The sequence below is a fragment of the Pseudoalteromonas sp. 13-15 genome, from assembly GCF_001468205.2.
Lineage (GTDB): Bacteria > Pseudomonadota > Gammaproteobacteria > Enterobacterales > Alteromonadaceae > Pseudoalteromonas > Pseudoalteromonas marina.
The window spans coordinates 1,068,362-1,083,956 of record NZ_CP019162.1 but is presented as its reverse complement, the minus strand read 5'-3'; the positions used below and the strand labels follow the sequence as shown (position 1 = coordinate 1,083,956).

At 39.2% G+C, this 15,595-nt stretch carries 14 protein-coding genes; 6 read left to right on the top strand and 8 right to left on the bottom strand.

Annotated elements, in window-relative coordinates; translation table 11 throughout:
- Positions 1-7: 7 nt before the first annotated feature.
- The 3 genes from ATS72_RS05035 to ATS72_RS05025 form a co-directional block, all read right to left on the bottom strand.
- Positions 8-271 (bottom strand): hypothetical protein, encoded by a 264-nt coding sequence (locus ATS72_RS05035; protein ID WP_058429047.1) that lies wholly within the window; start codon positions 269-271, stop codon positions 8-10.
- 415 nt (positions 272-686) lie between these two features.
- Positions 687-866, bottom strand: a complete 180-nt coding sequence (locus ATS72_RS05030; protein WP_058429046.1) for a DUF6435 family protein — start codon at positions 864-866, stop codon at positions 687-689.
- Positions 867-1,009: 143 nt separating this feature from the next.
- Positions 1,010-2,173, bottom strand: a complete 1,164-nt coding sequence (locus ATS72_RS05025) for a PQQ-dependent sugar dehydrogenase (protein ID WP_058429045.1) — start codon at positions 2,171-2,173, stop codon at positions 1,010-1,012.
- 401 nt (positions 2,174-2,574) lie between these two features.
- Here ATS72_RS05025 and ATS72_RS05020 point away from each other — a divergent pair, with 401 nt between their 5' ends.
- From ATS72_RS05020 to ATS72_RS05010, 3 genes are all read left to right on the top strand, one after another.
- On the top strand, positions 2,575-3,618 hold the full coding sequence (locus ATS72_RS05020; protein ID WP_058429044.1) for a ferredoxin reductase: 1,044 nt from the start codon (positions 2,575-2,577) through the stop codon (positions 3,616-3,618).
- The gene (locus tag ATS72_RS05015) at positions 3,615-4,667 is read left to right on the top strand and encodes a fatty acid desaturase family protein (RefSeq protein WP_058429043.1); all 1,053 of its coding nucleotides are present in this window, start codon (positions 3,615-3,617) and stop codon (positions 4,665-4,667) included. Before ATS72_RS05020 ends, ATS72_RS05015 begins: the two co-directional genes overlap by 4 nt.
- 210 nt (positions 4,668-4,877) lie before the next feature.
- Positions 4,878-5,876: a branched-chain amino acid aminotransferase gene (locus ATS72_RS05010; protein WP_058429042.1), complete on the top strand. Its 999-nt coding sequence runs from the start codon at positions 4,878-4,880 to the stop codon at positions 5,874-5,876.
- Positions 5,877-5,955: 79 nt separating this feature from the next.
- Here the strand turns inward: ATS72_RS05010 and ATS72_RS05005 are convergent, their stop codons facing one another.
- A complete protein-coding gene (locus tag ATS72_RS05005; RefSeq protein ID WP_006792243.1) occupies positions 5,956-6,270 on the bottom strand; it encodes a DUF962 domain-containing protein in 315 nt (104 codons plus the stop codon).
- A gap of 156 nt (positions 6,271-6,426) precedes the next feature.
- On the opposite strand from ATS72_RS05005, the gene ATS72_RS05000 reads away from it, so the two are divergent.
- On the top strand, positions 6,427-8,586 hold the full coding sequence (locus ATS72_RS05000; RefSeq protein ID WP_058429041.1) for a prolyl oligopeptidase family serine peptidase: 2,160 nt from the start codon (positions 6,427-6,429) through the stop codon (positions 8,584-8,586).
- A gap of 97 nt (positions 8,587-8,683) precedes the next feature.
- On the opposite strand, the gene ATS72_RS04995 is transcribed toward ATS72_RS05000, so the two are convergent.
- Positions 8,684-9,976 carry an anti-phage deoxyguanosine triphosphatase gene (locus tag ATS72_RS04995; RefSeq protein WP_058429040.1) on the bottom strand — a complete coding sequence of 431 codons (1,293 nt, stop codon included), beginning with the start codon at positions 9,974-9,976 and terminating at the stop codon, positions 8,684-8,686.
- Positions 9,977-10,145: 169 nt separating this feature from the next.
- Between ATS72_RS04995 and ATS72_RS04990 the strand changes: the two genes are divergently transcribed.
- Positions 10,146-10,955: a glucosaminidase domain-containing protein gene (locus ATS72_RS04990; RefSeq protein ID WP_058429039.1), complete on the top strand. Its 810-nt coding sequence runs from the start codon at positions 10,146-10,148 to the stop codon at positions 10,953-10,955.
- Positions 10,948-11,616: a DUF2987 domain-containing protein gene (locus ATS72_RS04985; protein WP_058429038.1), complete on the top strand. Its 669-nt coding sequence runs from the start codon at positions 10,948-10,950 to the stop codon at positions 11,614-11,616. The genes ATS72_RS04990 and ATS72_RS04985 overlap by 8 nt, the downstream gene beginning before the upstream one ends.
- Positions 11,617-11,663: 47 nt before the next feature.
- Here ATS72_RS04985 and ATS72_RS04980 read toward each other — a convergent pair whose 3' ends face one another.
- Genes ATS72_RS04980 through ATS72_RS04970 form a run of 3 tightly spaced genes read right to left on the bottom strand, consistent with a single transcriptional unit; the run spans position 11,664 to position 15,428 of the window.
- Positions 11,664-12,665, bottom strand: coding sequence for a LacI family DNA-binding transcriptional regulator (locus ATS72_RS04980; protein WP_039036827.1), 1,002 nt, complete (start codon positions 12,663-12,665; stop codon positions 11,664-11,666).
- Positions 12,666-12,708: 43 nt separating this feature from the next.
- Positions 12,709-14,046 carry a glycoside-pentoside-hexuronide (GPH):cation symporter gene (locus ATS72_RS04975; protein WP_058429037.1) on the bottom strand — a complete coding sequence of 446 codons (1,338 nt, stop codon included), beginning with the start codon at positions 14,044-14,046 and terminating at the stop codon, positions 12,709-12,711.
- A 53-nt stretch (positions 14,047-14,099) separates the two neighbouring features.
- The gene (locus ATS72_RS04970; protein WP_058429036.1) at positions 14,100-15,428 is read right to left on the bottom strand and encodes a GH1 family beta-glucosidase; all 1,329 of its coding nucleotides are present in this window, start codon (positions 15,426-15,428) and stop codon (positions 14,100-14,102) included.
- Between the last annotated feature and the right edge of the window lie 167 nt (positions 15,429-15,595).

The following is a 15,595-nucleotide window of genomic DNA, read 5'->3' as shown; positions in this document are numbered from 1 at the left end:
TTGATTGTTAAGCATAGCCAAACTCTAAAAGAGCCATAAATGCTAACAGAGAAACAACACTACCGACCAAGTAAATCCTGGTTTGCTTGTAGCTGTTAGGGTTCTCTATTTTGTTTAACATTTTGACCAAACCTGATACAAACGTTTGCCCGTTGGCAGTAGATATTTTTCTTTCTAAAACAACCATACCCAAATTGATACCAAAAAACATAAACAGAATTAAAACAATAAGCGTTGAGATAATCGTTGCTGTACTTTCAATATTTACCAAGCCGAGTCCTTTCTATGCATAACGACTTTATCAGAGGACACTTTCCTCTTTTTATGAGCAATGTATGTCCTCTTATTTATTTTTAATATTAATAACAAATCCTGTAACACATTGCGAGTATTAAACTTTAAGTCGGGCTGTTAATTAACAACAGGCAGAAAAGGGGAAAGTGTCCTCACTTTAGTAAATGCAGTAATTAAAAATTTAAAATGAAAAGCAAAAGCTTTTTTAAACCATTTTACCACCTCTAAAAAATGGCAACGGTAATATAAGTAACTACTTTAAATACAATTGTTCGTGTAAGACTATTATAAAGGTAGATTTTTTACCGGTGGTAGCTGTAAAAAGGAGGTGATGAATAATTGCTAAACGCGCCTACCTGCTTTTGAAACGGGTAGACACGTTTAATACGAATTCACTTGGCTTTTTTAGTCTCAAGCGCTTCTATTTCACTCCAGATTTTTTCGGCTTCTTCGCTTAACATGGCGTAGCTTTTAATGTCGCCTTTACGCTGAGCTTGCATGCCTTGCTCTAATTTGGCGTCGTACTCTTTACGTAACTTTTTTGTAGGGTCTGATTTGAATATCGAAAACATAGGACTCGCTTAATTTTATAAAAGTGCTAGCACTACCATACGCTACAAACAGCTAAAAAGTTCTTTTGGTAGTAAGGCACTTACCTTGTTAAATTAAAATAAGGTAAGTGAATTATTTACCATGCTGCGCTTACTAAACGGTTTTATAGCTCAGGCTCTAGGCGTTTAATACCTTGGCCATCTAGTCCTAAGTAAATGTAGCCATCATCCCCTTGCGCTAAGCTTCTTACGCGGCCAATGCCCTCTAATATTTTTTCTTGGCTTTTTAGTGTATCGTTTTCAAATGTAAGTGCGCTTAAAAACGAAAACTTCATAGACGATAACAGCACTTTACCTTTTAATTTAGGGTATTTGTCGCTGGTGACGAATAGCATATCTGATGGTGCTATAGATGGCGTCCATTGTGATGTTGGCGATTGCATGCCGTCTTTTGTTTGCAGGTCTGTAAATGACGTGCCGCTATAATTTACGCCATAGCTAACTACCGGCCATCCGTAGTTTAATCCTGATTTTATTAAATTAAGTTCGTCGCCGCCTCGGGGGCCATGCTCATGAGCCCAAAGACGATTATTTTCAGCGTCAAACCACATACCTTGCGGGTTTCGATGTCCGTATGACCAAACAGCGTGTTTAGCGTCGGTTTGTTTTACAAAGGGATTATCTGTTGGAATACGACCATCTAAATGAAGACGATAAATTTTGCCCCCATCACGGCTAAGATCTTGAGGGTTTAGGTCGCGCGAGCCACGATCCCCGATCGAAAAATAAACATAACCTTGTTTATCAAACACAATACGACTGCCGTAGTGCTGACCTTTTGTACTGTTATGCTCACCTTTGTATAAAACGTGTGGCTCTAATAGCTGAGTATGATCTTCACTTAATTTTGCGCGCATTAATGCAGTGTTACTACCACTGCCTTTGCCTTCAGCGCTTGAGTAAGTAAGGTAAAGCCATTGACTATTTTTATTATCGGTATGCAGTGCTAAATCAAGTAAACCGCCTTGGCCGTTAGCATCTATATCGTGCAATCCTTTTACTTGAATAAGCGTTGAGGTGTTTTTACGTAATAAAAATAGTTTTCCACTTCGCTCCGTAATTAATAAATCACCATTTGATAGTGCTTCGATTGCCCAAGGAATACTTACACCTTCTGCAACGTCTACTGCTTTTACATTAAGCGGCAAACTCGGCAGCTTTTTAAAATCAACTGCATTTACTGACATTGTAGGCAGCGTCAATAAAGCGGCTGTTAGCACGGCACCCTTAAAAGAATGTGTATATTTTTTTGATTTTATATTGAGCATGTTATTTTCCAAAATTAATCAAATTAGGTTTACGTTAGCACGAGCTGTAAAAATTTGCTAAGCGTTGCGATAAGTGAAAATTCTTTAATTTTAGCTAGTTACATATATCACTCACACAGTATTAGAAATAGTTAGCTCACTCAGTAAAGTATTTTTTATATTTTATTTAGTTTTGAAATACGTTTATAAATTGAGTTTAGTTTGTTTTTTGTTCGTAGTTTTTAACAAAAATAATGGAATAAACACTCTATTAGGGTTGAAAACTTGAATTTTCAGCGTACACTTGTGCGCTGAAGTTTGAGCGTACACTTGTATGCTCAAATAGTTAGGGTTCTGATTTGTGCTAACACCCAGTTCGTGCAAACCATTGAGCAATAAACCAATATAGAGATTTTATTACAATGTTTACGCAGGCATTAAACCAATTTTCAACGTGGTTTTTACACCATCAAACGTTTGCAGGCTACATAGAGCCAATAATGCAAGTGTTTAAACCTGCTTGGCGTGCAGGGCAATTTAGAGCGCAACTAATGAGTTCAGACTCATTAAATGGTGAATTTTTGAGTTTGCAGCTAAAACCGAGCAAACAATGGCCCGCACATACCGCAGGGCAGCATGTTAGTTTGACCATTGAAATGAATGGACGATTATTAACGCGCGTTTTTACAGTTGCTTCAAGCGTTAAATATTTCAACGAAACGGGATTTATACGTTTGTTAATTAAAACAAGCGAACAAGGACGATTTACCGGTTTATTAAATAACAAAGCAAAAGCGGGAACATGGTGCAACATATCTGCTGCAACGGGTGAGTTTGTATTTAAAAATACACATGCTCCCGCCACATTAATAGCTGGTGGGTCTGGTATAACGCCGATGCTAGCAATGCTTGACGATTATTTAGCGCAAACAACCAAAGCAATAAATTTAGTGTATTACGCAAAATCGGGCGAACATCAATGTGTTGATGAGTTGCGTGAATTAGCCACACAATTTAGTCATTTTTCATTTTTATTATTAACTCGTGAGCAGTCGAGCGACATTACTAGCAATATTAAACATTGGGACAATCCAGATATATATTGCTGTGGGCCGCTAGGGTTTATGCAAACGGTAGAAGCGTTTGCTCAAATACATGATCTTAATTATTACCAAGAAGCATTTGGTTTGGCGTTACCCAAAGTAAACAATGAAGATCAGTTTACTGTAAAGGTGAACAGCCAAGCTCATATAGTTGAAGGAAATGATGTACTTCTTAGCCAGTTTGAAGTTAAAAAATTACCGGTAAAGCGTGGCTGCGGAATTGGTATTTGCCATCAGTGCCAATGTATTAAAAAGTCGGGAATAGTACGTAATTTAAAAACAGGTGAAATGTCAGACAACGGTGAGCAATTAATCCAACTTTGTATAAGCCAACCGGTGAGTGATTTGGAGTTACAATTATGATAAACATAAACTTTGATCAGCTTGCAAGCGATTTAGATACTATAAAAATGAATACGCTTGCTAAAGTAGGACAAAAAGATGCTGACTACATTCGCTCTGTCGTTCGAAAGCAAAGACTATGTGAGTGGAGTGGGCGAATATTATTAATGCTTGGGTTTATTCAGCCTTTACTTTGGGTTGCCGGTGTTTTGTTACTGGCTTTGGCTAAAATTCTCGATAATATGGAAATTGGCCACAATGTTATGCATGGTCAATACGATTGGATGAACGACAAACAGCTTAACTCTCAGCAATACGAATGGGACATAGCTTGCGACGGCCAAAGCTGGCATCGGGTTCACAATTTTGAGCACCACACATACACTAACATTATTGGAAAAGACCGTGATTTTGGCTACGGGTTGTTACGTTTGAGTGATGATTTTAAGTGGCGTCTTAAAAATGTGTGGCAGTTTTTTACTTATATAAATTTAAGTGTCTTGTTTCAGTGGGGTGTGTCATACCATGAGCTGGCAGCAGAGCGTGTTTTTATAGGTAAAAAGAAAGAAAATCGTGAAGGGGGTGTATCGCATGCTACTTTAAAGCAGCGTTTTTTTAGTAAAGGCGCTCGCCAGTTAATTAAAGATTATGTGATCTTCCCATTACTTGCAGGTCCACTGTTTTTATGGGTGTTAGCGGGTAATTTAGTGGCAAATTTGCTTCGTAACTTATGGACATCGACAATTATATTTTGTGGCCACTTTACCGAAGAAACCGAAACATTTAAAGAACAAGACTGCGTAAACGAAACCCAAGGCCAGTGGTATTATCGTCAAGTATTGGGCTCGTCTAATATTAAAGGGGCAAACTGGTTTCATATTTTAACGGGCCATTTGAGCTGCCAGATTGAGCACCACTTATTTCCTGATATGCCGTCGTCGCGATATCAAGAGGTGGCGCCTCAGGTGCAGGCAGTTATGCAAAAGCACGGGATTGATTACCACACTGGCGGATTTTTTAAACAATACGGCTCGGTGTTAAAGCGAATTATTAGATACTCATTTAAATAGTGATAGGGTGCATTAAGCGCCTTAAAAAGCTAAAACATAAACCGGCATGTGTAAGCGCATATGCCGGTTTTTTGCTGTTGTGCTTAATAAATATACAGTGCGTTTGGTTTTTTCTTATTGTTAATTAAAAATCCGTTACTTTAGCTATGGTTAATTGATGCGTGATTGTCATACAATGGAGAAAAATAGACCACACAAGAGAGATAAAAAATGGCCGCATTTGGTACTGTGTTTATGCCACAGATGATTCAAGCTCGTTTTTCAGATAATCAGTGGAGCGAAACCTCAGTTGTTCCATGCGATAAGCTTGAGTTTCATGCTGGTGCACACGTTCTTCATTATTCAAGCACCTGTTTTGAGGGCTTAAAAGCATTTCGTCATGAAGATGGGTCTGTTTATATTTTTAGAATGGATGCAAACATAGCACGTATGCAGCAAAGCTCTGCACTTTTAAGCTTGCCAAGTTTTGATGGCGATATGCTTAAAACGATGATTATTGATATTGTTCGCCAATATGCCGATGAAACCCCATTACCGCCTGGCTCTATGTATATTCGCCCAACACATATAGGCACAGAAGCGGCAATTGGTAAAGCGGCAGCCCCTTCAATGAGCTCATTGTTGTACACTTTACTTTCGCCAGTAGGTGATTATTTTGCTGGTGGTGCTACGGCATTACGTGTGTTACTTGAAGAAGATGGTATGCGCTGTGCACCGCATATGGGCATGGTTAAAAGCGGCGGTAACTACGCCAGTGCACTTGGCCCAATTAGCGCTGCACGTAAACAGTATCAAGCAGATCAAATATTATTTTGCCCAGGTGGTGATGTACAAGAAACGGGCGCTGCAAACTTTATTTTAATTGATGGCAACGAAATTATAACCAAAGCGCTCGACTCCACCTTTTTACACGGCGTAACGCGTAATAGTATTTTAACGATTGCTAAAGATTTAGGCATGACTGTGAGCGAACGTAATTTTACAGTGACTGAACTTTTAGAGCGTGCTGCAAAACCAGGCACAGAAGCTGCGCTTTCAGGTACTGCTGCGGTATTAACGGCAGTGGGAACGTTTATTCATAACGATAAAGAATATAAAGTAGGCACAGGAGAGCCTGGGCCAACAACGGCACGTCTGCGCCAAGCATTGAACGACATTCAATGGGGTAAAAGCGAAGACAAGCATGGATGGTTAACTAAAGTGGTATAGCGTTAAATACCCACGCTACTTGCACCAAAAAGCCACCTAATTCAGGTGGCTTTTTGGTGCGAGTAACTTTATTAATTTATTAAAATTTTATTTTTCCGGTTAATATATCTTTAAACATAACCCAGTCTCCCCACAAACTATAAAATGGGTGTTTAAACGTAGCTGGTCGGTTTTTTTCAAAAAAGAAATGCCCAACCCACGCAAAGCCATAGCCAATAACGGGTAGCAGCCACAATAACGCATATTTTTGACTTAATAATGCGGTAATAATAACCATAAGTACTAATAGGCTACCTATAAAATGCAAGCGCCTGCAGGTTACGTTGCGATGCTCCTTTAAATAATAAGGGTAAAAAGCTTTAAAACTGTTGAAAGTGGGTTCTTGTTTTTCCATAAATCACGCTTTATTTTTATTGTATGTTTTTACTATTAAAGCGTAAGTTTACACTTGTTTACAGCGATAAATGGCACTTAACGCATCTTAATAGACATAAGCTTAAAAAACTCATAAGTTATTATTACTACTTAATCAATAAAAAGAACACACATTATGTTACTCAAACGTACTCTTGCATGTGCTGTATTATTGGCACTCAGTGGCTGTTCAGAGCCAACCAATACATCAGATCAAAAAGAAGTAAAATCATCTATGAATCAAGTTAACTCAGTCGTGTATCCCGAAACCAAAAAAGGTGATGTAGTTGATACCTATTTTGGAGAAAACGTTGCCGATCCTTATCGTTGGTTAGAAGACGATATGAGTGCAGAGACTGCTGATTGGGTAAAAGCGCAAAATACGGCTACTTTTTCATACTTAGAACAAATCCCTTACAGAAACAAGCTCAAAGAGCGCCTTGAAAAACTGATGAATTACGAAAAAATAGGTGCGCCATTTGAAGAGGGCGGTTACACCTACTTTTATAAAAACGATGGCTTACAAAATCAATATGTTTTATACCGCAGCAAAGGCGATGAAGCGCCAGAGGTATTTTTAGATCCTAATAAATTTAGCGACGACGGTACAACGTCTATGTCGGGTTTATCGTTTTCTAAAGATGGTAGTTTATTAGCGTATCAAGTTTCGGAGGGGGGCAGTGATTGGCGTGAAATTATTGTTATTGATACACACACTAAAGAGCAAGTAGAGCAAGCTTTAGTTGATGTGAAATTTAGTGGTATTGATTGGTTAGGCAACGAAGGATTTTATTACTCAAGCTACGATAAACCAAAAGGCAGTGAACTATCGGCTAAAACAGATCAACATAAAGTGTATTATCATGCTTTGGGTACATCGCAGGATGACGATCGTGTTGTATTTGGCGACAGCGAGGCGCAAAAGCATCGTTACGTTGGCGCCGATGTGACAGATGATGGCAAGTACTTGCTAATTTCTGCCAGTGTTTCAACGTCTGGAAACAAACTTTTTATAAAAGACTTAAGTAAAGAAAATAGTGATTTTGTTACCGTTGTTGGTAACTCAGATTCAGATACTTCTGTAATTGATAACGACGGCGAAAAGCTTTACTTAGTTACAAACTTAAACGCACCCAATAAAAAAGTGGTCACGGTAAATGCAAATAACCCAGCGCCTGAAAATTGGGTCGACTTTATATCAGAAACCGATAACGTTCTTAGCCTAAGTAAAGGCGGAGATACTTTTTTTGCTAATTACATGGTTGATGCCATTTCGCATGTTAAACAATATAATAAGCAAGGTGAGTTAATACGTGAAATTAACTTACCCGGCGTAGGGAGTGCACGTGGTTTTCGTGGTAAAAAAGATCAATCAACGCTTTATTACTCGTTTACTAACTATAAAACTCCGGGGACTACTTTTTCGTTTGATGTAAGCTCAGGCGAGTCAAAGGTTTATCGTGAATCGGCAATCGATTTCAACAGTAATGATTACACCTCTGAGCAAGTTTTTTATACCTCAAAAGACGGTACAAAAGTGCCGATGATCATCACTTATAAAACGGGTATAAAATTAGACGGTTCAAACCCAACCATTTTATACGGTTACGGTGGTTTTAACGCAAGTTTAACACCACGCTTTAGCCCTATTAATGCGCTTTGGCTTGAGCAAGGTGGGGTGTATGCCGTTGCTAATATTCGTGGTGGCGGTGAATACGGTAAAGACTGGCATAACGCTGGTACAAAAATGCAAAAACAAAACGTGTTTGACGACTTTATTGCCGCGGCAGAGTACTTAAAAGATAAAAAGTACACCTCTAAAAAGCGTTTAGCACTGCGCGGTGGTTCAAATGGTGGTTTATTAGTAGGTGCTGTGATGACGCAGCGACCTGACTTATTTCAAGTTGCATTACCAGCGGTAGGCGTACTTGATATGCTGCGTTACCATACATTTACAGCGGGCGCTGGTTGGGCATACGACTACGGTACTAGTGAGCAAAGTAAAGAAATGTTTGAATATATAAAAGCTTACTCGCCATTGCATAACGTTAAAGCGGGCGTTGAATATCCTGCCACTATGGTAACAACCGGTGATCACGATGATCGTGTGGTGCCATCTCATTCATTTAAATTTGCTGCTGAATTACAAGCTAAGCAGGCTGGAAATAACCCTACACTTATTCGTATTGAAACAAATGCGGGTCATGGTGCGGGCACACCAACCAGCAAGGTTATAGATTTATACGCAGATATGTTTGGTTTTACGCTATATAACATGGGCGTAAAAGAGCTATAAAACGCGTTAACGTTACCTTGTTTTAAAGTACAAAAGCCGAGTAAATTTACTCGGCTTTTTATTATCTGTATTTTGGAGTCAAAAACCTGCTTATTGACTACTGCGCAGGCAAAAATAACCGCTGATAGGTTTTATATGCGTATTCATCACTCATACCACTTAAGTAGTCACAAATAATGCGCATGCCTTGATTATGTTTTTGAGCCTCAATATATTGCGCTTGCGTTGTTTCGGGTAACAAACGAAGCGGATCGCTTGCAAACGCTGTAAACAATTCAATGAGTAGGTTTTGCCCTTTAAACTCAATCTGTTGCATTTCAGGATCGCGAATTAAGCGTTGAAATACAAAGTGCTTGAGTATGTGTAGAACATTTTCATACTCTGGGTGCAACTTAGCAGTGTATTTTAAAATAGGGCATTCAAATGCTTCGTTTTGTATGTCTAAATGAATGTGAATAATGAAGGTGTTTACCAGCTCACCTATGGCGTCTTTTCGTTCAAAATCATTTTTTGAAAATAGTCGAGATGTTAACGTTTCAAGCAAGGTATTCAGCCACTCAAAATTAAGCGCTTGCAAGTGCGGAAGTGCGTGCGTTTGCCAGTCATCTAATGTTAAAACACGTGTTGCAATGGCGTCTTCTAAATCGTGCACGGCGTATGCTATATCGTCGGCATGTTCCATTATGGCGCTGTCGAGGGATTTATAAAGTGTTTTAGCTCGGTGTTTATCTATTGTTGTGTGAGTATTTAATAACGTTCTGTCGTTTTGGCTTAATGGTTCGACAATCCAGTCAAATATGTGTGCGTCGTCTTGGTATAACCCTTTTGCAGGGCGCCAATCATCGGCTTTGATAAACGCAGGTGTGTTATGAGTATCAGGTATGGTGTGCCACAACTCGTTTATAAATGCTGGGTATTTAATAAACCCGAGTAATGTACGGCGTGTAAGGTTCATACCATAACCATTACTGTAGGGCTCTAGCTTAGCAACTATTCGTAAAGTTTGAGCGTTTCCTTCAAAGCCACCATGGTCTCGCATCATATAGTTAAGGGCAATTTCACCTCCGTGGCCAAATGGTGGGTGGCCAATATCGTGAGCCAAACAGAGTGTTTCGAGTAAACCGGTTGATGGAAAATGGTTAAAATCACTATGTTGTGTCTTTAAGTGCCTTAAAATACCAGTGCCAATTTGTGACACCTCTAACGAATGAGTAAGGCGGGTACGATAAAAGTCGTTTAGGCCAATCCCCATAATTTGTGTCTTAGCTTGTAAGCGTCTAAATGCAGCAGCATGAATAATTCTTGAGCGGTCAACCTGCCAGGGAGATCGGTTGTCGTTAGGTCTGTGTTTATATTGCTCTATTATTCTACTTTGCCAAACTTTGTCCATACTGCTCAATCACCATTAAACCTGTTTAGTGTTTAGTATACCCATGCACTTATAAATTGCGAATGAACATATTTTTGTAATTCGCGTTTATATAGTGGCTTAGGTATAATAAGAGTTCGTATGCGTGTGTAGGTACCATGCATAAATAGTTGTTTGAATGAGACGATACATGCTTAAGATTATCTTTCAGTTTTTGTTATCCATCCTTTTTATATGGGCACTTACGTACCCGTTTATGCAAAGTGATGAAACCGAGAGCGCAGATCAAACCACCAGTGAACAACCTAAAAAAGTGAAGAAAAAAGAAAAGCCGCTACATAATGTCACGTTGCCTAAGTTTTCTGAATTTACGGATGTAAAAGAGAAAAAACGCGCATTTTTTGATTTTATTCGTCCCCATGTTGAGGCTGAAAATAAAAAAATATTACAACAACGTGCCAAGTTAGAAATAGCCCGCATGATGCTTGAAAACAACCTATCGCTTGAAGAAAAACAAAATAAAGATATTGTTAAAATCCTTAAACAATATGGTTTACCTGAAACGGTTAACACACTTGTGCTAACTCAGGCTTTACGTCGTGTTGATATTATTCCTAAAGAAATGGCGTTAATGCAAGCTGCTAATGAGTCGGCTTGGGGCACCTCGCGATTTGCTCAAATTGGCTTGAATTTTTTTGGTCAGTGGTGTTACTCAAAAGGCTGCGGCATGGTGCCAAAACGTCGTAACACTGGAGCAGCGCATGAAGTCGCTGCATTTAAATCGGTTCGTGCTGCGGTAAGCTCTTATTTTAGAAATATAAATACTCATGGCGCTTATAAAGAGTTACGGGGCATACGTGAAAACCTGCGCCGTGAAAAAAAACCAGTATTAGCAACCAAACTAACTCATGGTTTGATGTCTTACTCTGAACGAGGCGAGGCATACATTGAGGAGTTAAATACGATGATCAGACAAAACAGAGCTTACTTTGATGAATAAATACATGACAGGTTGTTTTTACGCGAGTTTACTTTTTTTGTTGGGCTTTAGTGCATTTAGCGCCAATGCCAGAGAGTTTGTAATGTCGTACGATGGTTTTTATGACCGTTTAAAAGTAGTTAATAAAGGGGATTTTCAATATGCTCGCGTTAACTTTTATATAAGCGATATTGCAACTAACGAGGCATGTGCAATAAAAAACGGAACTATTTTAACAGAAAATAACGAGTACCCACTTAACTTTACGGACAGTGCGCAGCTGTTGCTACCTTTTGATAAACAACTTGATTCAGATAAAGCCGTTATTGTTATCGAGCCACAAAACCCTGAACATGATTGTCAGTTAAAGCTACAAATAGAAGCTAACGAGTTTGACGATTTAGCCTTTTCAAAACATGCGTTATATACCATTAATGATGAGTTGGATGAATTGCTAACTGGTTTGTCTGGTTTTTTTGTTAGTAAATTAATGTGGTTTTTATTACCTGAACAAAAGGGCGTGGCTGTTACCTTTAAAAATCCAATAAACATTAATGATGAAAACGTGACGTGTGAGGAATCGATTTGTTATTTTGATGTTGACGATAATTGGGAAGAGGATAGCCAATCGTTCGGTGAAATTAGTAATGTATTAAAAGTAACTCCCTGGATTGCAAAGTAACGGTAAACGTTGCAATGAAATACAATAAAGCGGCATAAGCCGCTTTTTTATTTAAGTGGCGCTGAAGAGTCACGCTGCATTAGTGTGGGTTCAAAAAAACGATTTATTTTAATATTTTTTGTTTGGTATACGTCTTTAAGAACAAGTTTTGCGGCCATTTCACCCATTTTAGCTACCGGATTATCAATCGTTGTTAGTGTTGGGTAGAGGTAGTTTGCAAATATTACGTTATCAAATCCGACTATCGATAAATCGTTGGGTAAGTGATAGCCGTGCTCTCGGGCATATTTCATCGCACCTGAGGCCATCTCGTCGTTTGCGCACACAAGAGCGGTAAAATTTAGCTTACTATTAATGAGGTGCTCAAGCGCTGAACTTCCCCCGGTTTCGTTAAAATCACCTTCAAAATAAAGCGATGGGTCAAACGTTATATTGGCTTCTTCGAGGGCTTGTTTATGGCCAGCTAAACGGTTTGCAGCATCGGCCTTAAACTGAGGGCCTGCAATATAAGCAATTTCGGTATGGCCTTGTTCTAGCACCGATTTAGTTGCTAAATAACCGCCTAGTTTGTTATCTAAGCTAATGCAGTGCTCTTTGAGTTCTTCGACGTAGCGGCTCATTAAATAAACAGGCGTTGTGCCTCTACTAAGCGATATCAGGTATTCGTCGGTCACTGCTTCAACATGCAAAATTATGGCGTCGCAGCGCCTGCTAATTAAAAAGTCGATGCCTTCTTTTTCTTTATCTTCTTCACTGTGGCCGGTTGTAATAATAACGTGTTTACCGGCAGCCCTAAGCTCAGACTCAATCCCCGCCATCATCTGGGCGAAGAAAGGACCATGTAATTCAGATACTAAAATACCCACACTGTTAGTGCAGTTTGATGCTAAAGATTGGGCTATTGAGTTAGGTTTGTAACCCAATGTTTGCATTGCATCGAGTACTTTTTTAGTTGTTTTATCACTTACTTTTGTGTTTTTGTTCATTACCCGAGAGACGGTAGCTAACGATACACCTGCAAGCTCTGATACTTGATAAATTGTTGCCATGTTACTTATTGACTCGCTTTCACCCTTAACTTAATCAGCTAAATCATACCTTAGTGTTGTTGACTGTGGTTAGCTTTGATTGAATATTTTCAACAACCTGGTTAGTTAATGTATATTTTTTCATTGTGTATGCTACAAAAAGGGATCCTAGGGCGGGTAGTACTGTAAACGATAGTAAAATTCCCTGCTGAGTACTCATTGTTTGCGTCACATCAGCCTGATAACTGTAAAATGATAATAACCAACCAGCAATAGCCCCACCAACAGCTACACCCATCTTAATAAAAAATATAACACCTGAGTAAACTAAGCCCGTAATCCGTAAACCCGTTACCTTGTGGCCATAATCAATGGTGTCAGCCATTTTTGCCCATAGGAGTGGGGTTGCCATATCTAAAAAGAATTTCCATAGAATAAAAGCAGCAAACGCGAGAACCAGTTGTTCACTGCCAATAAAATAGCTAAACCCACAAATAGTTGCAGCGATAAGTTGTAAGCTAATGTAGGCCTTTATTTTGCAAAAACGCGCAGCTAGAGGCTGTGCAACGGCGCAACCTATCATACTAGCAACTACACCTAGGGTCATAAATAGAGTAATTAAATCTTCCCGGCCGAGGTAGTATTTGACGTAATAAACCGCCAGAGTTAGCCTAAGTACTTGGCCAGTCAGCAAGAAAAATGCAGCAATACACAAGGTACGCCATTGATCGTTTTTTACTAGGGCTTGAATACTTTTAGCAAAAGGGATGTTTTGTTCTTTGGGTTGTTGAATACGTTCTTTGGTGCCTAAAAAGCAAAGTAAAAACAGCACAAGGCCTAAAATACTCATGGCGGTCATGGTTAGCTGGTAACCTTTAGCGTTATCGCCCTGGCCAAAGTATTCAACCATTGGCATGGTGCATCCAGCAACAATAACACCACCAAGCATCCCAAATACAAAACGGTACGATTGAATAGTGACACGTTCTTTTGCGTCTGCGGTTAACACACCACCGAGTGCGCAATAAGGTATATTAATAGCAGTGTAAGCAACCATCAGTAAGGTATAGGTGCTAAAGGCATAGATTATTTTGTCAGTGCCTTCTAAGTCTGGTGTAGTAAACGCTAAAATACTAATAATGGCAAAAGGGAGCGCAAGCCATAGTAGATAAGGGCGAAAATGTCCCCAGCGAGTATATGTTTTGTCAGCTAGATTGCCCATTAGGGGGTCGGTTACGGCGTCAAAAATGCGAACAGCTAAAAACATAGTACCAACAACGGCGGGGGATAAGCCCACCACGTCGGTATAGTAAAGCATTAGGAACATCATTACCGTTTGGAAAATAATATTACTGGCGGTGTCGCCTAATCCGTAGGCTATTTTTTCTTTTACACTAACCATGGTTGCTTTATCTCGCTTTATGTTTTTTTAGTTGCGTTAATAAATACGTTTTTTTATCTATTTGAGATTAATGCTTTATAGGCTAGGCCACTATTTTTTATAGTACGTTGCTGTGTGCTGTAATCTACATAAACTATACCAAATCTTTTTAAGTAACCTTCTGCCCATTCAAAGTTATCCATTAGGCTCCAGGCAAAATAGCCGTCTATTCTAACGCCTTGTTCTGTTGCATTGTGAACGGCATTTAGGTGACTGTTGTAGTAGTCTAGTCGATCTACATCATTGATTTCACCATTATTATAGCTGTCGGGCATAGCTGCGCCATTTTCAGTAATAAAAATAGGCGGTAGGGTATAGGTATTGTTGAGTGTGACTAATAACTCTGTAAACGACTTAGGGTAAATTTCCCAGCCCATATCGGTTAGCGGGCCAGTAGGCTCTATTGGCTCATATATTTCAGTAGGATGCGCTTTATAAAACTGACGGGTATAAAAGTTAATACCCAAATAATCAATTGATTGCGAAATAATAGCCATGTCACCATCGTGAATATCTGGCAGATGTGCTGAAGGTAATTGTTCAATAATTGCTGGGTATGTACCATCCATGATGGGTTTCATGTACCACTGGTTTAGGTAGTCATCTGCAAAAGCAGTTGCAGCAATGTCATCAGCGTCTTCAGAGATGCTATAACAGGGAGTAAAATTAAGCACGATACCGTTTAAAGTCGTCGGTGAGTTTTGCTTTAATACGGTCATGGCAAGCCCATGTGCTAATAACAAATGGTGGGCGGCTTTGCGCCCGTATTGTTTACCCACTTTACCTGGCGCATGAATGCCAATTTCGTAACCTAAAAAAGCACTGCAAAAAGGTTCATTTAAGGTAGCGTATGAATGGACTCTGTCACCGAATGCAAAGGTAATTAAATCAACATAGTGAGCAAACGCATAAGCTGTTTCTCGGTTTAACCAACCCCCTTCGTCTTCAAGGTGTTGAGGTAAATCCCAGTGGTATAACGTGACAAACGCTTTGATATTGCGCTTTTTCAGTTCATCTAAGATGTCGGTGTAAAACTTTACGCCTTCAGGGTTAAGCTCACCACTTTTTGTAATAACACGAGGCCAAGAAATAGAAAGTCTGTAAGCATCTACTCCTAATGATTCGATTAAATCTATGTCTTGTTTCCAATTATTGTAATGATCGCATGCAACATGCCCATTTGAGTTATCAGCTATTTTACCTGGAGTATCACAAAAGGTATCCCAGATACACGGCAGACGGTGAGTTGAGCCACCTTCTATTTGGAAAGACGCTGTTGCTACACCATAAATAAACTCTTTTGTTAATAGAGGTGAACAAGTTGGTAAAGATATTTTAGTCATTAGTTACAAACCTTTTAAAACCTAAATTGCATTTTTAGCGCCGATATTTACTGCCTCGTAGCTTACTCTCGACTTGATAAAAAAATAAAAATTGTTGAATTATGTTACGTGTTCGTATTTAATTAGTCGTGAAAGCGCTTACATTTTTAAGATTAATGTTAATTAAC